Annotated in this window: 20 protein-coding genes; 7 read left to right on the top strand and 13 right to left on the bottom strand. The window is 58.9% G+C overall.

Annotated features, from left to right (window positions below):
* Positions 1-69 precede the first annotated feature (69 nt).
* A complete protein-coding gene (locus HDF08_RS19335) occupies positions 70-1,275 on the top strand; it encodes a Gfo/Idh/MocA family protein (protein ID WP_257031285.1) in 1,206 nt (401 codons plus the stop codon).
* A 72-nt stretch (positions 1,276-1,347) separates the two neighbouring features.
* Here the strand turns inward: HDF08_RS19335 and HDF08_RS19330 are convergent, their stop codons facing one another.
* A complete protein-coding gene (locus HDF08_RS19330) occupies positions 1,348-3,087 on the bottom strand; it encodes a peptide-N4-asparagine amidase (protein ID WP_179640302.1) in 1,740 nt (579 codons plus the stop codon).
* Between the two features lie 185 nt (positions 3,088-3,272).
* Positions 3,273-4,868 carry an ArnT family glycosyltransferase gene (locus tag HDF08_RS19325; protein ID WP_179640301.1) on the bottom strand — a complete coding sequence of 532 codons (1,596 nt, stop codon included), beginning with the start codon at positions 4,866-4,868 and terminating at the stop codon, positions 3,273-3,275.
* A 449-nt stretch (positions 4,869-5,317) separates the two neighbouring features.
* On the opposite strand from HDF08_RS19325, the gene HDF08_RS19320 reads away from it, so the two are divergent.
* Positions 5,318-5,614: an HU family DNA-binding protein gene (locus tag HDF08_RS19320; protein WP_158792936.1), complete on the top strand. Its 297-nt coding sequence runs from the start codon at positions 5,318-5,320 to the stop codon at positions 5,612-5,614.
* A gap of 233 nt (positions 5,615-5,847) precedes the next feature.
* Here the strand turns inward: HDF08_RS19320 and HDF08_RS19315 are convergent, their stop codons facing one another.
* The 10 genes from HDF08_RS19315 to HDF08_RS19270 all read right to left on the bottom strand — a co-directional run bounded on the left by HDF08_RS19315 (position 5,848) and on the right by HDF08_RS19270 (position 15,747).
* Positions 5,848-6,564, bottom strand: coding sequence for a methyltransferase family protein (locus HDF08_RS19315; protein ID WP_179640300.1), 717 nt, complete (start codon positions 6,562-6,564; stop codon positions 5,848-5,850).
* Between the two features lie 24 nt (positions 6,565-6,588).
* A complete protein-coding gene (locus tag HDF08_RS19310) occupies positions 6,589-7,887 on the bottom strand; it encodes a metal-dependent hydrolase family protein (RefSeq protein WP_179640299.1) in 1,299 nt (432 codons plus the stop codon).
* 130 nt (positions 7,888-8,017) lie between these two features.
* A complete protein-coding gene (locus tag HDF08_RS19305; RefSeq protein WP_179640298.1) occupies positions 8,018-8,935 on the bottom strand; it encodes a ParB/RepB/Spo0J family partition protein in 918 nt (305 codons plus the stop codon).
* 142 nt (positions 8,936-9,077) lie between these two features.
* Positions 9,078-10,040, bottom strand: coding sequence for a ParA family protein (locus tag HDF08_RS19300; RefSeq protein WP_179640297.1), 963 nt, complete (start codon positions 10,038-10,040; stop codon positions 9,078-9,080).
* A gap of 162 nt (positions 10,041-10,202) precedes the next feature.
* Positions 10,203-10,805 carry a 16S rRNA (guanine(527)-N(7))-methyltransferase RsmG gene (gene rsmG / locus HDF08_RS19295; protein ID WP_179640296.1) on the bottom strand — a complete coding sequence of 201 codons (603 nt, stop codon included), beginning with the start codon at positions 10,803-10,805 and terminating at the stop codon, positions 10,203-10,205.
* Positions 10,806-10,872: 67 nt separating this feature from the next.
* Positions 10,873-11,652 carry a gamma-glutamyl-gamma-aminobutyrate hydrolase family protein gene (locus HDF08_RS19290; protein ID WP_179640295.1) on the bottom strand — a complete coding sequence of 260 codons (780 nt, stop codon included), beginning with the start codon at positions 11,650-11,652 and terminating at the stop codon, positions 10,873-10,875.
* Between the two features lie 211 nt (positions 11,653-11,863).
* Positions 11,864-12,760 (bottom strand): lysophospholipid acyltransferase family protein, encoded by an 897-nt coding sequence (locus HDF08_RS19285; RefSeq protein ID WP_179640294.1) that lies wholly within the window; start codon positions 12,758-12,760, stop codon positions 11,864-11,866.
* A complete protein-coding gene (locus HDF08_RS19280) occupies positions 12,757-14,238 on the bottom strand; it encodes a bifunctional folylpolyglutamate synthase/dihydrofolate synthase (protein WP_179640293.1) in 1,482 nt (493 codons plus the stop codon). Before HDF08_RS19280 ends, HDF08_RS19285 begins: the two co-directional genes overlap by 4 nt.
* Before the next feature lie 451 nt (positions 14,239-14,689).
* Complete coding sequence (locus HDF08_RS19275) at positions 14,690-15,202, bottom strand: TspO/MBR family protein (protein ID WP_179640292.1); 513 nt, start codon at positions 15,200-15,202, stop codon at positions 14,690-14,692.
* A gap of 215 nt (positions 15,203-15,417) precedes the next feature.
* Positions 15,418-15,747, bottom strand: a complete 330-nt coding sequence (locus HDF08_RS19270; protein ID WP_179640291.1) for a hypothetical protein — start codon at positions 15,745-15,747, stop codon at positions 15,418-15,420.
* Between the two features lie 228 nt (positions 15,748-15,975).
* Here HDF08_RS19270 and thrS point away from each other — a divergent pair, with 228 nt between their 5' ends.
* From thrS to HDF08_RS19245, 5 genes are all read left to right on the top strand, one after another.
* On the top strand, positions 15,976-17,994 hold the full coding sequence (gene thrS / locus HDF08_RS19265; protein ID WP_179640625.1) for a threonine--tRNA ligase: 2,019 nt from the start codon (positions 15,976-15,978) through the stop codon (positions 17,992-17,994).
* Between the two features lie 206 nt (positions 17,995-18,200).
* Positions 18,201-18,554 carry a hypothetical protein gene (locus HDF08_RS19260; RefSeq protein WP_179640290.1) on the top strand — a complete coding sequence of 118 codons (354 nt, stop codon included), beginning with the start codon at positions 18,201-18,203 and terminating at the stop codon, positions 18,552-18,554.
* Positions 18,555-18,705: 151 nt separating this feature from the next.
* On the top strand, positions 18,706-19,200 hold the full coding sequence (locus tag HDF08_RS19255; protein ID WP_179640289.1) for an SRPBCC family protein: 495 nt from the start codon (positions 18,706-18,708) through the stop codon (positions 19,198-19,200).
* Between the two features lie 98 nt (positions 19,201-19,298).
* Positions 19,299-20,207 (top strand): NADP-dependent oxidoreductase, encoded by a 909-nt coding sequence (locus HDF08_RS19250; protein ID WP_179640288.1) that lies wholly within the window; start codon positions 19,299-19,301, stop codon positions 20,205-20,207.
* A gap of 50 nt (positions 20,208-20,257) precedes the next feature.
* On the top strand, positions 20,258-20,821 hold the full coding sequence (locus tag HDF08_RS19245) for an SRPBCC family protein (protein WP_179640287.1): 564 nt from the start codon (positions 20,258-20,260) through the stop codon (positions 20,819-20,821).
* 67 nt (positions 20,822-20,888) lie between these two features.
* Here HDF08_RS19245 and HDF08_RS19240 read toward each other — a convergent pair whose 3' ends face one another.
* Positions 20,889-21,545 (bottom strand): Jag family protein, encoded by a 657-nt coding sequence (locus HDF08_RS19240; RefSeq protein WP_257031282.1) that lies wholly within the window; start codon positions 21,543-21,545, stop codon positions 20,889-20,891.
* Positions 21,546-21,594 lie beyond the last annotated feature (49 nt).

Here is a 21,594-nt window from a genome sequence, read left to right as displayed (position 1 = left end):
AGTTCCTTTCTCTGTATGTGTACGGATGCGAGACGACAACGTTGGCTATTTGCGCAGCATCACACGCCTATGACGCTTGTTGCCTCTTCTCGCAGAAGCTTTCTTCGCTCCGCAGCAGTAGCGGGTGCAGTGGCGACTGCGGGTTTCGCACAACAAAGCGAACGAAGGCCCAACGAAGAAAATGAGGTCCAGCTGTCGCAGATTCATGGACCTTCGGAACAAAAAGAGAGTACACCGGGGCCGTTTCTTCCAGAGGACAGGCGCGTCGGCTTTGCGATTGTGGGCCTGGGCCGTTTGTCGTTGAATCAGATTCTGCCTGCGTTTGGGTCGTCAGAGTATTCGAAGCCGGTGGCGCTGGTGAGCGGCGATCGCGCGAAGGCGGCCAAGATTGCGGCGCAGTATGGCATCAACGGCTCCGCGATTTATGGATATGCAAACTATGAGGAGCTTGCGAAGAATCCCGAGGTGAAGGCGATCTACATTGTGCTGCCGAACGGGATGCACGAGGAGTACGTCGTGCGCGGTGCCAAGACCGGGAAACACATTCTGTGCGAGAAGCCGATGGCGACCAGCAGCAAAGAGGCGGAGCACATGATTACTGCGTGCAAGCAGGCGAAGGTGAAGCTGATGATTGCGTATCGTCAGCAGTACGAACCGCACAACCGTGCGTTGCGGCAGCTGGTGACGGAGGGCAAGCTGGGCGAGCTGCGCGGGTTTGTATCTTCGAACTCGCAACAGGAGGGAGACCCGGCGCAGTGGCGATTGAAGCGTTCGCTCTCTGGAGGCGGGTGCCTGCCGGATGTGGGGCTTTACTGTTTGAACGCAGCACGATTTTTGTCTGGCGAGGAGCCGAGCGAAGTGATGGCGCAGACCTGGCAGCCTAAGGATGATCTGCGGTTCGTTGAGGTGGAGGCTAGCTGCAGTTTTAGCCTGAGATTTCCGAGCGGTTACACCGCAACCTGCACGACGAGCTATGACGTGCATAAGAGCCAGTTTCTACGGATGGAAGGAACCTCAGCATGGGCGGAGATGTCGCCTGCGTTTGCGTATCACGGGAATAAGTTGAAGTGGTCCCATTTGGACGGGGAGCATGAGAATGAGATTGCTCCGCAGATTGAAGAAAAGGATCAGTTCGCGTTGGAGATGGATCACTTTGCGGAGTGCATTCTGGAAGGGATAGAGCCGAAGACACCGGGCGAAGAGGGGCTGCGAGACCATCGGGTGATGGAAGCGATCTATGAGTCGGCGCGAACTGGCAAGAGGGTGAAGCTTTAGAGAAGGTGTCGCTCGTCCACCGCGCGAGTTGCACGATGGACGAGAGGACAGGTGCGGGTTTGCGCTTGATTGCTAGAACCAGTGGTCGTGGTCGTGGCAACCTTTGCCGTCGGTCACTGAGGTTAGCTTCTGGTCTGCAGCGGTGAGTGACCTGCTGTAGCAATCGCCGAGGGAGTCGTTGCTGCGGTAGGAGGCGCTGGAACTGCCTACTCCGGGCGCCGTTACGTTGAAGCCGGCGTCGAACTGCAGCGTGTCTTGCGAGTTGACTTGCTCTTTGGCGCTGGACTGGAAGTATTGGAAGCCGTTGAGGGACTTCGCTTCGGTGTGCAGGTCCTGCTGGTTAGAAGAGACTACCTGAGTGAAGGTGCCGTTGGGATTATTGAGGAAGGTGTAGTCGAGTGTGAGCGGGAAGGAGATGTGCTTCGAGGTCTTCTCGACGAGGAAGCCATCTCGGGTTGTGGTCTCAGAGTCTACGGTGCTGGTCTGGACGAGGTTCTGAATCTCGGGGCCGTTGGCCACATTGACGTCGAAGGTCTGCGCGCTGAGGAAGTTTACTTTTTGTGCGACGGTAGTTTCGACGCGGCCGTGTGAGGTGTTGACGTATCCCGTGATGGAGAAGGTGCGGTTGGAGCCTACGTTGACGGTGCCGGTGGTGGTGCCGCTGGCGTCGGTGGAGAGGTTCTGGACGACCTCGGGATTGGGTGCGGCGGTGAGGGTGTTGCTGAGGACTCCGCCTGAGACTTCTTTGCTGCCGTGGTCGGTATAGACGAGCACATTGGCGGTGGAGAGGAAGTATCCGTTGGCGTTATAGACGCTGACCGCTACGGTGTGCTGGGTGCCGTCGGCGAGGAGTCCGGCGAAGGGTGTGAGGTCAACACGGTAGGGCTTGAAGTTGAGGGTCTGGACGCCGGTGATGGGCTCCCACAGGTAGGGGTCGAGGCCGCCGGTGTAGATCCAGGGATAGACGGGAGCGACGCCAGCGGCTTTACCGTCGATGGAGATCTCGGTCTCGCGAAAGGCGGTGTTGCCGCAGGTTTCGAGCTCGCCTGCGACCGGGGTGGGGACGCAGAGATACCAGAACTCGTCACCGATCTGGCTCTGCGAGATGACGTCAAGGTAGACCTTCTCTACGTTGCGCGGAAGGTTCAAGGTTGCGGTCGCCTGATCGGTGGTGGTGTTGAGGGTGACGGGGCCGTTGCCGGAGCTGACGGGGACGATGACGTCAGGCGTGACGGGCGCGGGGGCCTGCCAGGAGGCGGGGTAGAACTCGAGCTCGGCGCTGGCGTAGATGATGCCGGTGTAGGTGGAGTTAACTACGTTGCCGATGGAGGCGAGGCCGGTCTGCGGAGACTTGAAGAGTGCGGTGAGATCGGTGAGGTCGCGCTCGATGTGCCAGGAGGGGCTGAGGGCGGCGCGGGGTTCGGCGGTGGTGCCGTAGAAGATGTTGGTGTCGCCGAGATAGAACCAGGCGCTGCGATCAAACTGGCGGCCGGCGGTGACGGTGAAGTCGGCGGTGAGGACCACCTTGGCCCACGGGCCGGGGCAGGCTGCGGGTGGAGCGTAGGTGAGGGGCGTTCCGTTGAAGTTCTCAAAGGCGGCATTGCTGAGAAGCGAGACGACGCAGGGTTTGGTGTGGGGACGGGAGACGAGAGGCTCGGCGGTGACTGGGTTCGAAGAGCCTACCTGCGGAGTCGGTGGAACAGGAACGACCTGCGCAGAGGCGGTGACGATGGCGAGAGATGCGAGGAGAAGGAGTTTTGAGACGGAGGGGAGGACCCCGCCGACGCGCGAGGGGGAGAATGCTTTGTGCATGGACTTCGCTCCTTGGGTTTACTGCGGAGGAAGATATCACATACTGATTGCGGGTGAATATTCGGGGGAACCAGTAAACCAGTATGGGTCAGTTGCGCTTGGCCAGTTATGGTCGGGTGAAAGAACAATTAGTAAACAAAAGCCGCCTTCTCAGGACCATTCTGTGATTTCGAGCGCATTGCTTGCTAGTCGTAATGCTTTTCGTCAGACCAGAGAAACTGAGCATCCGCTCGCCGGTTGCGAAGGAGGTATACGTTCTTGTGTTCGTAGGGCATCGCGTAAGGACTATTCAGATGACCAAGCACCATGACACTGGAGTATTTCTGGCCGATCTCCTCAGGCGTATCGCCTATGACGGCGATGCTTATGTTGGGATCGCAATGATGTGATCCCCAGAGATAGTAGGTGTTGTGGCCACTGATCGCCGGCGGAAGGTCGGCATGCTGCAGACGATTGAAGAAATCGATGGAGCCTGCCTCTCCATAGTTATTGCCGAAGATGCACACATGCTGCTGTTGCTCAGGCGTCAGTGAACGGTAGCCGGCAATGACGATACTGGCTTCCTGCTGCCAGCCGAAGCGATCGGCAAAGAACTGAGGCAAAGGGCCGGTTGCGGCCCTTTCAGTGTTGTTGTGGGGGAGATGCAGGGCCGTCGTGTAGCGCACCCAGGTTTGCGGCTTTAGCACAGGCGAGGCCATGGGTAAAACAATGGCTGTAGTGACAACGAGCAATGCTTCAAACACAGGAAACGCAAAAATGCTTGAGCGCTGCACAAGCCGAGAAGCTGCAAAGCGGTGTTCCCAGGCAATGGCACCAGCAGCAAAGAACGCGGGATACACCGGGGCCAGATAGTAGTCCTTCGCATGGCTAAGGAAGGCCATCGCGAAGAAGAAGATAAACGCGAGCCCAAGCCAGCGACCACGGGGGATGGACTTGCTGCGCAGAAGCGCGATAACGCCGGTGACCCACAGCAGTGCGTTCACCGGCTGCATGTTGGCAAACTGCGCAAGAAAGAACGCCAACGGCCCCAGCGTAACGTTCTTATGGTGCACCGTGCCGTTGTGCAGAAATTCAGCCATGGGCCAGTGATTTCCGTACTGCCACGCGACATAGGGCAGCGGGATGATAAGCATCAGGAGAATGCCAATCAAGGCCCATCGCGAGAAAAGCACCCGACGTTCCGGTGTGCACAATAGCCCCAGGAGAAGCGCAACAAGAAACATAGGCATGGACGGTTTGTTGAGGATTCCAATGCCGCTGACAATGCCAAGCATGGGCCACCAGAAGCGTTCAGGGCGCCCGTTCTGCATCAGAACGAGCGCCAGTATGCAAAACGTCCAGAACATCGGCTCGAACGAGTTCATCGAGAGAAAACCATCGGCGCCGATGTACTGCGGGCAGCAGATCAGTCCGAGCATGGCCAGCGCCTGCGCAGACCGGCGACCACCGAGAGCCCAGGCGACCAGACCACCGAGGAACACCATGATCGCGCCCGCGATTGCGGAAAAAATGCGGATGGCAAAGAGCGAATCGCCAAATAGTAGCTCGCCCAACCTCGCCTGCACCGCGACCACCGGACCGTGGTCCACATAGCCCCAGGCCAGGTGCCGCCCGCAGGCGATGTAGTAAAACTCGTCCCGGAAGTAACTGTAGCCAATCTTCTGCGTGTACAGAGTGAGTCCGAAGGTGAGCAGTAGTTTGACGCTCGCAAAGATAACAGCAAGCCGTAGAGCGGATTTGACGGCCGGATCGCCGGGGTACGCGTCGCTTGTACTGGTCATAGACTTTGGTTACGTATTTCGGCGTTGTCAGGTTCCGAACTGCGTATGGCATCTCTCAGGTGCCTTATTTTATTTCTATTAATCGCTACGCAAATGAGAGATTTTGGGGCAAAAAAGATTCGTCCCTAAACGCACCTCGCGTCACTGGGACTGAATAGATCGACTGGTTAACCTGCGCGTAGAATCAGGGATTTTCTTGGTTATTTATGAGAAAAATGTACCTGTTTTCGAACAAAACCGAGAAAAACCGGAAAAAACCTGTGGAAACCGAAGAAAGGGAGTTGACAAAGCGCGCGGAAAGGCTGAAGGTGAATTGCGGTACGGTTCTCCGCACCCGCATGAACACTGGTGATTTCGCATTGCAAAACTGGATGCGGTTTACGAAATCTTTATGCGGGCAAGGCGAGCAGACCTTAGAATTCTATTTCGAAAGCAAGAAGGAGCAATACATGGCAAAGGGAATGACAAAGACAGCGCTGGTTCGCCACCTGGCGGAGAAGCTCGAACTGACCAACAAGCAGACCGCAGGTTTCCTGGAACTGTTGGCAGAGACCGCAGTCAAAGAGACCAAGAAGAATGGCGAGTTCACCATTCCTGGTATCGGCAAACTGGTAAAGGCAGAGCGCAAGGCGCGTCTTGGCCGCAACCCGCAGACGGGTGAGACCATCAAGATCAAGGCCAAGACCGTGGTGAAGTTCCGCGTGGCCAAGGTTGCCAAGGACACGATCGCACCGGTAAAGAAGTAGTTCGACAGCGACGCTCGGGTGCGCCAGTTGGTGCGATGGTGTCGCAGAATTAGGCCCTCCCCGATTGACGCGCCTCGGAGTTTAGGCTGCTGAAGCGCGAGAAAGACTAACCCGCTGTGTCCACGATCTGATCGTGTGGCGCGGCGGGTTTCCCCTTTATGGGCGAGAACTGCAAAGGCGTGCTGCGCGCACGGCGCGATCTGCCATCGAGGCTGACGCGTCTTCGACGCCTTCTAGCGCTTGGGGAGGAAGGCGCGGACGATGAGGGAGAGGCCGAGTGAGATGAGGACCCCCTTGATGATGAGCACAGAGTTGTAGCGCCAGCCGAGCGCCGCGAAGGAGATGGCGACACCCCACATGTAGATCTCGGAGAGGAATGCAGTGGGCCATGATGGGCGCATTGGGGATGCGGGGATGCGTGCAGTGAGCGATGGAAAGAGGCGTGGGACCTTGGCGCAGTAGTCGAGATAGGGGGCGCCGAGTTTTGCGGTGAGGAAGGACTCCTCTGCGAAGATGAGACGCAGCTGGAAGAGAACGATGGCGACGATGCAGAAGATGGCTCCGCTGGGCTGCATGAGAAGCGCGAGGGCGAAGGTGTGGAAGAAGGTGCCAAGGTATAGCGGATTGCGGAGATAGCGATAGGGCCCTGCGGCGACAACGCCTTCGCCGTGCATCGCGCCTGCTTGAGCGATGGAGTGGGCGAGGTAGGCTGAACCCCAGGTGCGCAGGAACGCTCCTGCAACGGCGCAAAGGATGCCGAGGACCAGGACCATGATGGTGGCAGCGCTGAAGCTGAGCCATCCACTGCGCGCAGGCCATGCGGCGAGATACTGCCAGGTGCGAATGGAGTCCAGGTGCAGCAGAATGTTCCACGGGGCGATGAATCCGAGCAAATAAATGACGATGCCGATGATGAAACGAAGACGAAACTCAAGAGCTGAGGCTTGCATATTGATCCGGCGATTTCTTTCCTGCTACTTGTGGGTCTCGTCTTTGTAGACCACGCCGGACTTCATGACGAAGGGGACGTGCTGGAGGAGCTTGACGTCTTTGAGCGGGTCGCCGTCGATGGCGATGAGGTCGGCCCACTTGCCGGGTTCGATGGAGCCGACGCGATCGGTCCAGTCCATGAGGTCCGCGGCGTTGAGAGTGCCGGTCTGGATGCCTTGCAGGGGAGACATGCCGAACTGATTGACGTAGACATCGACCTCGTGTGGGTTGAGGCCGTGGGGGTAGACGGCGGCGTCGGTGCCGAGGGCGATCTTGACGCCGGACTGAATGGCATGGCGGATGTTCACCTTTTCGACCGCACTGACGTCCTTCATCTTCTGAGCGTAGATGGGAGGAAGGTTCGCATATTGTTGCGCCCAATCGATGAGATACGCCGTCGGGACGAGGTAGGTGCCCTTCTTCTTCATGAGGGCGATGTCCTCGTCGTTGATGTAGCTGCCGTGCTCGATGGAGTCGACGCCTGCTTCGGTGGCGAAGAGGATGCCTTGCGCTCCGTGTGCGTGCGCTGCGACTTTGCGGCCGAGACGGTGTGCGTCGGCGACGATGGCCTGCATCTCTTCGAGGGTGTACTGCGATGCCTGCGGGTCGTCTCCCTTGGAGAGGACGCCGCCAGTGGCTCCGATCTTGATGAGGTCGGCGCCGTACTTGATGTTCTCGCGGACCTGATGCTGAACGGCGGGGATGCCGTCGGCTACGCCCTGGCCGTGTACGTGGTACTCGTAGGGGAGGAGGTTCTCGTCCATGTGTCCGCCGGTGATGCCGAGGGCTGGGCCGGAGACCTGCATGTGCGGGCCGGGGATGTGGCCTGCGTTGATCTCATCGCGGAGGGCGACATCGGTGAAGTCGTTCGCGCCTACATTGCGCACCGTGGTGAAGCCGGCTTCGAGCGTGACCTTTGCATTTTCGACCCCGATGATCGCCTCTTTGGCAGGAGTCATCGAGAGTTCGTAGTACGGGTCGAAGTTCGTCGCCATGGTGAGATGGGTGTGGACGTCGATGAGGCCGGGCATGACAGTGTATCGAGTGAGGTCGATCTCGGTGTCACCAGCTTGCTTCGGCGTGGTGGCCGTGGGTGCGATAGCGGTGATGCGATCGCCGGTGACGATGATGGTCTGCGCGGCAGGCTCGGCTCCGGTCTTTACGTCGAGGAGATGACCGGTGCGGAGGAGAATGCGGGGTGTCGTTTGGGCGTGGATGCTGAGAAAAGCAATTTGTAACAAAAAAAGGAATAAATATAGTTTCACGGGATGGACTTGACGCATGTGGAGTCTCCTGACGTGTCTGCGAGAGTCTTCGGTGTTTGTTGGGGTGCTTGTTTGAGTGCTTGTCCAGCGCGGCCCGAATTATTAGTGCCTTGATCTTTAGTGCATGCCCGAGACTACTGGCCGCCTACTACTGTCCGCCTAGCGCGGTGAGGATGGAGTCGAAGTCTTCGAGGCCGGAGTACTCGATGATGACGCGGCCTTTGCCCTTCTTGTCCTCGATGCGCACTTTGAGGCCGAGGGAGCGACGCAGGCGGTCCTGGGCTTCGCGGACGTTGGGGTCTTCGGGCTGCGCGTCGGCCTTGGACTCCTTCTTCTCCTTTGCCTCGGGGTTGATAAGGCCCTGGACGTAGCTTTCGGTCTGACGGACGGAGAGCGACAGCGCCATCACCTTTTGGGCGGCTGTGGTGATGGCTTCGGGCGAATCGAGCGCGAGGAGGGTGCGGGCATGGCCGAAGGAGAGATCGCCGGACTCCACTTTTTGCTGGACCGATTCCGGTAAACGCAACAAACGAAGGAAGTTAGCTACACTTGCTCGCTCTTTGCCGGTGCGGACGGCCATCTGCTCCTGGGTCATCTTGAAGTCGCTGCTTAGGCGTTGGTAGGCGCGGGCCTGTTCGATGGGGTTGAGATCGGCGCGCTGAAGATTTTCGACGATGGTCATCTCGAGCGTCTGCTCGTCCGAGACCTGACGCACGATGGAGGGGATGGTGGTCTTGTTTGCTTTTTTACTGGCCAGCCAGCGGCGCTCGCCGGTGATGAGCTGATAGCGGCCTCCGCTAAGTGGCCTCACGACAATGGGTTGCACTACGCCTGAGGCAGCGATGGACTGCGCCAGTTCGGCTAGCTTGGCCTCGTCGAAGTGGCTGCGCGTCTGGAAGGGGTTGCGTTCAATCTGGTCGAGTGGGATCTCGAGCGGCTTGCCGGTTGGCTCTGAGATTTGTGCTGCGGCTGCAGAGAGTGATACAGGTGCAGGACGCTGGGGGAGGAGAGATTCAAGGCCCTTGCCCAGGGCGCGACGTTTGGGATCTGCGGTGGCGGTTGGCATCGTTTGTGACTTTCTGTGTGTGAAGTATTTGTCCTGCCGGACGGGCCCACTACGCGTGGTGCGGTCACTTCGTGACGTGTCTACCTTGTTTGAGTTGAACGGATTGTGTCTCCCCTCCCGTTGGTCGGGTGTAATTTCTTTGCTATTTGCTGGACTGCCAGAAGCGAGGCTTCTTTTCTGGCTTGTTGAATGACTTGAGCGAGCTTGCGGCTGCTGCGGCTGCTGCTTTGCGGCGCTTTTCTTCGGGGCTGTCCATCTTGTTGCGGGTCAGGAGTTCGAGGGCCAGCTCTCGGTAGGCCTCGGAGCCGCGGGATCTGGGGTCGTAGAGCGAGACGGGCTTGCCGTGGCTGGGAGCTTCAGCCAGGCGGATGTTGCGGGGGATTGTGGTCTTGAGGAGCTTGTCGGCGAAGAAGGCCTGCAGATTCTCCGAGACCTGCTGGGAGAGGTTGGTGCGGTCGTCGTACATGGTGAGCAGGACGCCCTCGAGCGCGAGGCCGGGGTTGAAGGCCTGGCCGACGCGGTCCAGGGTGCTCATCAGCTCCGAGATGCCTTCGAGGGCGAAGTACTCGGCCTGCATGGGGACGAGGAGGCTGTCGGCGGCAACAAGGGAGTTGAGGGTGAGGAGGTCGAGGGCCGGTGGGCAATCGAGGAGGATGAACGGGTAGTCGCCGCGGATGGGCTCGATGGCTTCTCGGAGCTTGTACTCGCGGCGGTCGAGGGTGATGAGCTCGAGCGTGGCACCGATGAGGTTCTTGCTGCTGGGAATGAGCTTGAGGGTGTCGATCTCGGTGGAGAGGAGGGCTTCAGCGATGGTGGTTTGGCCGACGAGGATGTCGTAGATGCTGAGGCGGGCTTCTTCGCCGTCCCTGGCGCGGGCAAAACCGAGGCCGCCGGTGGAGTTGGCCTGGGGGTCGCAGTCAATAAGAAGGGTATTGAGGCCTTCGAGGGCCAGGGCTGCCGCGAGGTTGATGGCAGTGGTGGTCTTGCCGACTCCGCCCTTTTGATTGACGACCGCGATGACCTTGGACGGCTTGGGAGAAGATTTTTGGTCTGCGGGCTTTTGGGTGGTGTCTTCAGGTTTGGGAGTGAGTTGTTCAGTGGTCATTGCGGTAAAGGAAGGGTATCCGGCGGAAGGCGGCGTGGCAATGGGTGGGTGGTGTGCAGAACAGGCGAAGGCTGTGGAGAACTTGTGGGATACGTGATTTAGGGCCTGGATTGTGGGGTTTCCGAAGGGAAGATGTGGAAATCTTTGTTCCACGTGGAACAGTTAATTGCGGATTGCCCGGATCAGAATGCTTGATTCGGTAGTTGGGATCAGAATGGAAGCCTGGAGGGTGAAGCCAGGGGGAGCGGGTGGGGTGGCTCCCGCCATGATGAGAAGATCGTTGGTAGAGCGGGGCGCCGCGGCGATAAGGGCAGAGGACATATTGTCCACAGCGCGAAGGGTTACCGTGTGGAATTGACGGCCTTCGGGCATGGTTTCGACGCGGACAGGCCAGACTTCGACCGGAATGGCGAGCATCCGCCCGACTTCCCGGAGGAAGGTGGCCTTTTTATTCTGCGATTCAGCCAAGGTTACGGCAATCTCGGGGTGGAGGATAGCGATGGGCAGACCAGGAAAGCCTGCCCCGGAGCCGAAGTCGAGGAGGGTTTTAGTCTCCGAGGCTAGATGTCTCCCTGCGAAGAGACTTTCCCCGAAGTGCCGACAAACGATCTCCTTCGGATCGCGGATCGCGGTGAGGTTGGTTCGGGCGTTCCATTTGAGTAGTAGTTCGAGGTAGACGGCGAGCCTGGAGAGAACGAGAGGAGCGGCGTCTGGGAGATAAGGGGTGAGGAGCGAGGCAATCTCCGCTTCAGAGAGGGTTGGCATGGAGTTTCAGTATCTCAAGGTTGGAAAGCATGAAGGTGTTCCACGTGGAACATTCTGACAGGAGCGGTCAGGCTACGGAGGTGTGGACTGGGCGCGGCGTCCAATTGGCGGCTTGCGCCACAAAGCGGTCGAAGAGCGCGCGGGAGCTGGGGCTTAGGTCGTAGCTGCGCTCGGGATGCCACTGCACCCCCAGAACGAAGTGTGAGGTGGCCCCTTCGCTGGCCTGACCGCCCTCTACGGCTTCAATGACTCCGTCCTGCGGGCAGCGGGCAGCGACGCGGAGGCCATCTCCCGGGATGCCAATAGCCTGATGGTGACTGGAGTTGATGGGGAGGCGGAGGAACTCCTCCTGTACGGGGGCTTCTGCGGGGTCCAGGAACGATCCCAGGTGGGAATCGGGTGCGATTGCGGCGGTGTGGGCTATTGCTACGCTTCTGCCAGCGGTGTGGTTGACGGGAAGAATCGCGAGGTCCTGCACCAAGGTGCCACCGCGCCAAACGTTGAGGAACTGCAGGCCGAAGCAGATAGCGAAGACTGGTTTGTAGAGGTTGTGAGCGTCCTGGATGAGGAGCTCGTCGACGTTCTCCCGGGCGTGGTCGGCTGGGGAGCACTCGGGGATGGGGTCCTGGCCGTACTTCTGCGGGTTGACGTCGGCGGGACTGCCGGGGAGCAGGACCGCCTGGCAGGTGTTGATGAGGTTGGCGATCTCGGCAGGAGTGGCGGTGAGGGGTATCTCGACGGGAGTTCCACCGCTGCTTTCGACCGCTGCTGCATACTGGGGCCAGGAGCGCTGGTTATAGGCGAGGTCTGTGCTGGTGGGGACGGGAATGGCGATGCGGGGCTTCATGGCTGATTAATCATACGGCCTGTTGCTGTGTCCTGCGGACGGGCGCCCTGCGCGGGCGGCGGTCACTTCGTGACGCGTGTACCGGTCGTGGTAGAACGAACGCTAAAGGTCCTCCCATTGGTCGGAAAGAAAAATGGCTCGCGACCAACGGGAGCGCCAACCGAAGGGGTATACAAGTCACGAAGTGACCGCCGCCCGCGCAGGGCGCACTTTAGTTGCTGGCGGAGTACTGAGCGTAGGTCTCGGAGATGGATGCGTAGAGCCGCCGAGTAAGCGCGTCGGCATCGCGAGAGTTCAGGCCGGTCGTAGGGATCGGGTCCCCTACCACGATGAAGATGGGCCGGGGGTGCAGCGCGTAGACGTGGATCGGGAGAAGCTCGTAGGTTCCAATCAGCGTAAGGGGGACCAGGGGGACCTGCGCCTTGATCGCCATGTAGGCACAGCCGGACATCATCGTCTGGAGCTGGCCGGTGGCTGCGCGGCCACCCTCGGGAAAGAGGACGAGCGGCAAGCCTTGCTTCAGGGTGGCGACACCACGGTTGAGGCTGGCGACCAGCGAGCGGGGACTGTTCGAGTCGACAGAGACCTGACCCGAGCGGTTGAGGTACCAGCCAATAAACGGGATCTTCCAAAGAGACTGCTTCGCTAGGATGCGGAACTGAAAGGGAAGCTTCGCGAAGAGGACGGGCGTGTCCATGTAGCTGAGGTGGTTGGAGGCGTAGACGGCGGTCTCCTGCTCGTGAAGCTTCTCGCGGCCAATGATCTTGACCGGAGAGAGGCTAAAGAGGAGCATGGTGCGTGCCCACACGTGAGCAATGGCGTGCTGCTGGCGACCGGACTTGTCCCACAGGCCGGCGAGGAGAGAGAAGCAACCAAAGAAAGCGGTAGCCAGGCCTACGAGGGGGATCAGAAGAAGATAGGACAGCCAGCGCAGGGCGAAGGGCGGCTGCTTCGAGATAAAAGGAGAGGCGGGAAGGTCCGGCTCCTCCACAGAGAGGATGGGCTGGGCCGACGGCTTGGGCTCGGCGGATTCTGCGACGTTGCTGCTCCCGCCTTTGCCTTCCACACTCTTATGCGCCACGTTGTCCGCAAAAGGAGAGTCGTTCATAGCTCTCCGGCTAGACGGCGGATCTCGCCCACTAAATAGACGGAGCCGGTGGCGATAATGAGACCTTCTGGCGGCGTCACAGCACGGGCCTGGGCGAAAGCGGCGGCCAGGTGAGGGGCGGCGTGGGCGGGAATATCGAGAGCGTGAGCGGCCGCCAGGAGATCTTCGATGTGGGCCGCTCGCGGATTGTCGATAGGGGCGAAGACGATATGGTCCCTGCGGCGTTCCGGATCCGTCGAGGAGGCGTCGAAGAGCGGAAAGAGGATCTGGCCCATCTCTTTGAGATCTTTATCGCGAAGGCAGCTGAAGAGGAGAGTACGAGGCCGCGTGTCGGGGAGCTGAGCGATGGCGGCCCGTAGGGTCCAGGCCCCGGCCGGGTTGTGCGCTACGTCCAATAGGAGCTGCGGGCCTTCGGGGAAGGTAAAGAGTTCGAGGCGTCCGGGCCATTGCGTATTGCGGATTCCAGCTTCAATCTGCGCGTTGGTTATATTGTAACCGATTTGGTTACTTTCTGGGGTAATTTTTGCTAGTTTGTAACCTTTAGAGTTACGTAACTCCGCCGCAGCAGCGATTGCCAGGGCAATATTGCGCTGCTGATGGTGCCCGGGCAGTGGCGAATTGACTTCGAGGGTTTCACCGTCGAGGGTGACGATGTAGCGATTTGCAGGGAGCGACCGTGCTTCCTGGCCAGCGGTGTCGGCGGGATGTTGTGGAACACCCGCAGTATGGCCGGGCACGTTTGTGGGGATGTAGCCGGCAGCGTTGATGGCGCGGAGATTCAGTGTGGCCGCAGCCTCGCCGATCGCCTGGTTGGCTTCGGGGTGCTGGGGCAACGTGATGAGCGTGCCGTTGGGGCGCAGGATGCCGGCTTTTTCGCGAGTGATCTCGGCAATGGTGTTGCCCAGGTAATCCTGATGGTCGAGCGCGATGTCAGTGAGGATGGAGAGGAGCGGTTCGACGATGTTGGTGGCGTCGAGACGGCCACCGAGACCAACCTCAAGGATGACGATGTCTACCGGGGTCTTCTCTGACTGGGTTTCGCTCTCTCCGGCGAAGTAGAGAAAGCCTACCGCGGTGAGAACCTCAAAGAAGCTGGGCGGATAGGGCAGATCGCCAGACTCGACGAGATGGCGGGCAGTCTCGTCGACTTGAAAGTAGAGGCGAGCGAAGTCCTCGTCAGGAATCTGTTGCCCGTCGATCTGGATTCGCTCGTTGACGCGGACCAGGTGGGGCGAGGTGTAGAGGCCGGTACGGTAGCCCGCAGCAGTGAGGATGCTACTGAGCGTGGCGGCAGTGGACCCTTTGCCGTTGGTTCCGGCGATCAAAACCGAGGGGAATGCGGTCTGCGGGTCGCCCAGGGCAGCGGCCAAAACCCGCATATGAGCAAGGTCGAACTTCCGGCGAGGTGTACTGGGCGTTGAGGGGGCAAGTTCCTGGCCCAGGGCGTAAAGATGGTCGACCGCTGCCGTGTAGGACATGGGTTTATTTTAGGCGATGGCGCGAGTTTGAATACGCAGTTGGGCTGGCTGACCGGGCGAAACGATGCCAATTCCACTCACGTGCCCGCTGTAACACCAAGGTGGGATATCGAGGGTGGTTCGGCGGGTCGATATTGGGGTATCAACAGTTGCAACATGCAATGTTTTGCAAACCAATCTGCCCGTTCGAAACCTGGAGGGTTCTCAAGACCCAAGGGGATAAAAGGAGAAGTTTATGCGCTTAGCACTTGGTATCGCTTTTGGAATGATCGCTGTAGCACCGTTTTTTGGCCGTTGGAGAGCGAATGTCTGGTTGCAGAAGCATGCTCCGGCGGAACGCACGATGGAGAGCATAGCCGAAATTGCTTAACTAAACAGTTAACAGCCGTCTCAACACAAACAGGACCGTTGCCCACAGGGGTGCGGTCCTTATTTCTGTGGCTTTTGGAGCTCAATTCAGGCGGTAGATCTCGTAGTTGAGGGCAGTCGCGAAGGTCACCCAAACGAGATAGGGGAGCATAAGGCCTCCGGCGAGGCGGTCAACCTTCCAGAAGCGGAGAGCGGTGAGCAGAATCAAGCCCCAGAGACAAAGGATGACCACAAGCGCGGGCAAAAGCTGGTGAAAGCGGAAGAACACAGGTGTCCAGAGAAAATTGAGCAGCAGCTGAAGGGCAAACAGTATCAGCCCGGAGCGACGGGAGGTGGAGTTGCTTCCAGAGGTGGGTGTTCGCCAGACCAGCCAGGCCGCAACGGCCATCAGTCCATAGAGCACCGTCCAGACTGGAGCAAAGATCCAATTGGGTGGACTGAAATTCGGTTTGGAGAGAGTGGCGTACCAGGCAGGAACTTCGTGGGCGGTCACCAGGGCTCCCAGCGCGGCCACGGCATAGCATACGAAGAGCAGGCCGAGGAGCACGCTAATCGAGTCTGCGCGAGATGTCTGTCTAGGGGTAGATGCGATCATCGCTCGCCATCTTACTTGAACATAGTGGCGAAGAGTTGCGCTGGCCTGATCTTCAACTATTTATCTTGAGGCCGCGGAATCTACCTGTGGATGAGGCGCAGACGAGCCTTGGCCTTGCCGAAGAGCGATATGGGGAAGATGAGGCGGACGCAGGAGCGTGGCAATTTACGAGGAACAACGAGCTCGTTGGAGGATGGTTCCAATGAGGCGGGGAACTACCTCTCCCGATTCGCCCGCCTGGAGATCATGACCACTTTGGAGATATCGCTGGGGATGCGGGCCGGCCCTGCCAACATCGCAGTCCGGGTGAAGCGCGGCGAACCGCTCCAGCCAGGGAGCCGGAACAGGTCGAAAGGATGGGCTGCGGCAGTCTTGTCCCCACCCTGTTCTGGAGAGTGATGGTCGCGGAGCTCGCCGAGAACGATGGAGCGTGTGGTGGTGCGTTCGGAAGGGGAGCTCGACTCCCAGTAGAGCCGGAAGCCCTGACCGCAAACCGAACAGTGAATGTCCTGCCGGAACTCAGACCTTCTAAGTAAAACCTGCATGTTTGTTGTCGTCCTGTGGGCAGTTCACCCGAATCTCTGGACACTTCGAACATTCTTACCGTAGCCGGGCCATTGGAGCACGGCTATACCACGCTGGTGTAAGCGTTATGAGCCAGTAGTAACGTCGTAGTTATCCACCTCCCAGCGACTGTCTTCCGACCGGCTCCGCAGTCCCCGCCTCGACGCGCTTTGCGGCAACCATCTATTCTTGAAGATGTGAACGAGCAGATGATCAGGATTCAGCTTCCAGACGGTTCAGTGCGCGAGGTTTCGCGTGGTACGACAGCGTATGACGTGGCGATGAGCATCTCGCCGCGGCTGGCTGCAGCGGTGGTGGTGGCGCGGATTCGTCCGCTGACGCCGGTAACTACGGGAGCCGCGGAGGAGGATGAGACCTCAGAGGCAGCGATGTATGGCGGTGCCGAGAGCGGCGAGCGCCTGGTTGACCTCGCCGCCCCGCTCACAGAAGATGTTGCTCTGGAGCTGCTGAAGGAGAACGACGAGGCCGCACTCAAGGTGGTGCGTCACTCCGCCGCCCACGTCATGGCGACGGCGATCCTCGAACTCTTCCCCGAGACCAAGCTCGGGCATGGACCCGCGACCGACTCCGGCTTCTTCTATGACGTCTACCGGGAGACGCCGTTCAGCGATGAGGACCTCGCCGCGATCGAAACCCGCATGGCCGAGGTGGTCGCGCGAGATGAGAAGTTCCTGCGTGAAGAAGAGTCGCGCGAGATGGGATTGAAGGACTACGCCGAGCAGGGCGAGTTCATGAAGGTTCACTTCATCGAAAAATTTACGCAGCCGGGCGACGAGATCTCGCTCTATCGCAACGGCAAATTTGTCGACTTCTGCCGCGGCCCGCACGTTCCCTCCACCGGGCGCGTTAAGGCGTTCAAGGTGACCTCGGTCGCCGGAGCTTACTGGCTGGGCGATGAGAAGAATCAGCAGCTGCAGCGCATCTACGGCACTGCGTTCTTCAACACGAAGGATCTCGACGCGCACTTCAAGCGGCTGGAGGAGATCAAAGCTCGCGATCACCGCGTGCTGGGCAAACAGCTCGACCTGTTCTCCATCCAGGAGGTCGCAGGATCGGGGTTGATCTTCTGGCATGCGAAGGGCGGACTGATTCGCAAAACCATGGAAGACTGGATGCGCGAAGAATGTATCCGCCGCGGTTACGATATGGTCTACACGCCCCACATCATGCGGCGCGAGCTCTGGAAGATCTCCGGCCACGAGGGTTTTTACTCGCAGAATATGTATCCGCCGATGGAGCTTGACGACGCGGAGTACCGGTTGAAGCCGATGAACTGCCCCGGCCACATTCTGATCTACAAGAACTCGCCTAAAAGTTATCGCGATCTGCCCGTGCGCTACGCGGAGCTCGGCAACGTCTACCGTTACGAGCGATCGGGCACCATGCATGGACTGCTGCGCGTGCGCGGCTTCACGCAGGATGATGCGCACATCTTCTGTATGCCGGAGCAGGTTGTCAGCGAGATCGAAGGCTGTCTCGACTTCGCCGAAGCTGTGCTGAAGACTTTTGGGTTTAACGAGTACCGAGTCGAGCTCTCGCTGCACGATCCAAAGAAATCAGGAGAGTTCGTCGGCAACCCGAGCGACTGGGAGAAGGCCGAGTCCGCCCTTAAGAATGTACTCACCAAACGCGGCATAGCGTTTAAGGCCATTCCCGGAGAGGGCGCGTTCTACGGCCCGAAGATCGATATCAAGCTCGTGGACGTTCTGGGACGGCTCTGGCAGTTGTCGACAGTGCAGTTCGACTTCAACCTTCCCGCCCGTTTCGAGCTCGAGTACAAGGGCGAAGACGGTGAGCTGCATCAGCCCGTGATGGTGCATCGTGCACTCTTCGGTTCTGTAGAGCGCTTCTTCGGTGTGCTGATCGAGCACTACGCTGGCGCCTTTCCAATGTGGCTCGCGCCGGTGCAGGTCGGCATCGTACCCATCTCCGAGAAACACGTGGACTACGCCGTCGCCGTCAAGGCAAAGCTCGAGGCAGCCGGCCTGCGCGTCGAACTCGACCAGCGTAACGAAAAGATGAACGCGAAGATCCGCGAGTTCACCCTCCAGAAGGTGCCGTTTGTCCTGGTGATGGGCGACAAGGAAGCAGCCACCGAAGCCGTCAGTGTAAGGACACGCGGAAAGGGCGATGAGGGCAGCGTCGCGCTCGCCGACTTTATCGAACGAGCCAAAGAGTTAGTCGCTTCCAAAACGGTTACGCTGTAAGAAACTGTCCTGCTGGACGGGCCTCCTGCGCGGAGCGCTGTCACTTCGTGACATGCATACCCCTTCGGTTGGCGCTCCCGTTGGTCGCGAGAGAGAATGATTCCGACCAACGGGAGGACCACGCGAAGCTTTAAAAAGGCGTGTGAACGCCCGCCCCACGCGCAGTGGGGCCGTCCGGCAGGACAGTTTCTAAGGAGGAGATGGAGATGGCATCGCTCTCCGATCAGGACCGCGCAGCGGCGATTGCGATTCTCGAGCAGCTACGCGAGCGGATCGTCGCCGTCGCCGGGGAGGATCGCGAACGGCTCTTCCAGATGCGGCGATACATCCTCAAGCGGTTGGAGTTTGACGAGCGTGGAACACCGACGCAGCGTCGCAGGTTGAAAGAGGCGAAGCGAAAGAGTCAGCTTGGCCTCTGCGCCCTCTGCCACACAGCGCTCCCCAACCGCGGCGCAGAACTTGACCGCTTTCGTGCCATCGATGGGTATACTGCAAGAAACACTCAGCTGGTTTGCCATAGTTGCCATCAGAAAGCCGAAGCAGAACGCGGATTCGCATGATGATGAGAACTTGTTCCTGAGAACTCCATCGCAGTTGATCAAACGACAAGGCATCCACAGAACGAGAGTACGGTTGGCTGCGGATCTGTTGACTGACAAAGGTTTAGATTGAGTCTGCAAGCGGAACAGAAGTACAATCAACAGGGGACCGATGTTTACGATTAGCGACAGTGTTCATATCAATGCTCCGATCGAGAGATGTTTTCTGCTTTCGACCAACATTGAGTTGGTGTCAAAGACGCTGGGAATGAAGCCGATCGAAGGAAAGACCCAGGGAATGATTGGTCCTGGAGACAAACTTCTGTGGGCAGGTTGGAAGTTCGGCTTTCCCCAGATGCACGAGACCCTCATCACCCGGTACGAACAGCCCGTCTTCTTTCAGGACACCATGGGACGTGGCCGCTTCAAACGATTCCAGCACGACCATCACCTCTTCTACATCGATGGACGGACCGTGCTGAACGACAAGATCCGCTTCACTCTCCCGCTCTCCTGGGTAGGACGATTGGTGGCCCGCGCGATCCTTGTGCCTTACATCTCCCGCGTTCTACGCCGCAGGATGAAGCTGCTGAAAAAGATCGCCGAGAGCCAGGAGTGGCGAAAGTATCTACCGGAAGAGATCGAACGCACTAGTGCCGCGTCCTAACCTGCGTCCTTAGGCGCAACAAACCTAAGCTGCATCGGGTTAACCTCCTCAGGAACAGGTATGCCGATATGTGCATCACACTGTTTTGAGGTGTTTCAATGAGGGCTGTCGTCCTGCATGAGTATGGTGGACCGGATAAGTTGAAATATGAGGTAGTTCCCGATCCGGTCGCCGGCAAAGGTGAGGTTTTAGTTCGGCTCGCAGCGACCAGCGTCAATCCAATTGATTACAAGATGAGAAGCGGAGAGGCGAAGGAGCATTTTCCGCTCGAACTTCCCGCCATCATCGGGAGAGATCTGTCGGGGATCGTTCGTGAGACAGGCGAAGGAGTAAGCGGTTTTGCGGCGGGCGATAAGGTGATGGCGTTTGCGACAAAAACATACGCCGAGCTCGTCGTAGTAAAGGCGACTGACCTTGCACTCGTTCCAGAGAAGCTTGATCTTGTGCACGCTGCGGCTTTGCCTCTGGTGACCCTCACCGGAGAGCAACTGATCACACGAGGGACCAAGATCCACTCCGGGCAGACAGTGCTGGTCGCGGGTGCAGTGGGTAGTGTCGGCCGATCTGCGGTGTGGGCCGCAAAGAAGGCCGGGGCAGTTGTGTTCGCAGGCGTAAGGAAGTCCCAACTGAAAGAGGCGGAGACCCTGAAAGCTGACCACGTGATCGCGCTTGACGACCCGGCAGCGATGAAGAAGCTCGGATTCATCGACGCGGTTGCGGACATCGTTGGAGGGGAGACAGCCAACCAGCTCTTGGCAAAAGTAAAGCAGGGAGGGGTCTTCGCCTCGGTACTCGGGCCTCCCTCGGACGCAAAGCTGCATCCCACCGTCAAGGTGGAGATAATTCGTTCCGAGCCAGACCCTAAAGTACTGATAACAATGGCCGAAGAGTTGGTTGCGGGGCGGTTTGCCGTTCCGATCGACAGGATGGTACCGCTCTCCGAGGCCGGCGACGCGCAGGCAGCATCAGCAAAAGGTGGAATAGGAAAGATACTATTACTGGCGTAATCTGTTCCTGTTACGCTAAGTACTCAAGAGTAAACGGTGACCGGGGCCCCATGGATACGATTCAACTAGAAACCTGGATTGACGCACCTGTAGAACGATGCTTTCTGCTTTGCCTCAGTGTTGATCTTCATCTTGCTTCGGCGCATTCGTCCCAGGAGCAAGCGGTAGAGGGGATCACGACCGGCCTGATCAGCGAGGGCGAGACGGTGACCTTTTGCGGCCGTCATCTCGGAGTGAAGCTGCGGCACAAGAGCCGTATCGACGTGCTGCGCCCCTACTCGTACTTTCGCGATGTCATGGTCTCGGGAGTCTTCTCGCACTTCGAGCATGAACACCACTTCGCGGCGATGGATGATGGCACTCGGCTGCGCGACGAGATTCGATTCACTGCTCCCTGGGGCGCGCTGGGACGGCTCGCGACGAAGATGGTGGTAAAGCGTCATCTTGTCGCGTTTCTGGCGAAGCGGAATGTGATCATCAAGCAGGTGGCAGAGTCCAACGACTGGCACCGCTATCTGGATGGTCAATCGGTGACCATCTCGATAGCTCCCGAAGGAATCTCGGCGAAGAAGAGATGGGAAGCAACCACTCTCCTGGCTCGCACGCAGAGTTAGCCGCATGCAGGATTAGCCGCTCCATCACTCGCACTCCAATAATCCAGAATGCTCTACTACGAACACATCAGCGCCGGCGGAAGCTGTTGCGAATAGCGCGCGTTCGATCGGCGGTCGGCACCGGTTGCGCCGCTGCCGGGCCCTCAGGATAGAGAACCACAAAACGCCTGGGGCCTTCGCCCGAAGAGGCCGTCGGCAGGCCGGACTTTGCCAGGGCAAGGTGAAGCAGGCGGCGCTCGCGCGAGGTCATAGGAGGAAAAGAGTACGGCCTGCCCGTGTCGCGAACCTGTTCGATGGCCGTCTCGGCAGAGTGCTGAAGCTCTCGGTCGCGATTTGCTTTGAAGCCTTCGGCATCGAAGAAGATCAGATCGTGCTCTTCAGGTTCCAACCGGAGGATTTTGGCGGCAAGATGCTCGATGGCGTGAAGGAGTTCGCCATTGCGGGCAAGGAGAAGGGGAGTATCTGTGCCGGTAAACTCGACGCAGATCACAGGCGACGAGTCGGGGGTAGAGGCGCCGTTTAAGCCAGGGGAGTTCACGTCGGCAGAAGCGTCAGCGTTGGGTTGCACGTGGCCGTTGCAGGCAAGAATGTGAGATTGCAAGTCGAGACTTCCAGTCTCTTTCAAAACTTCCAGGAAGTCCGCGATCTTCTTCACTGCACGGCCCTGATCCATCAGGGGGGTCGTCATCTCTATAAGACCAATTTCGAGGGCGTGAAGTTTCATCCCTTTTTATATGATTTTCTCAAACTAGTATACGGCTCGAATCGCTCCC

The sequence above is a fragment of the Tunturiibacter empetritectus genome (assembly GCF_013410875.1).
Taxonomy (GTDB): domain Bacteria; phylum Acidobacteriota; class Terriglobia; order Terriglobales; family Acidobacteriaceae; genus Edaphobacter; species Edaphobacter empetritectus.
Note: the sequence above shows the minus strand (reverse complement) of the source record. Positions and strands in the feature narration are given on the sequence as shown.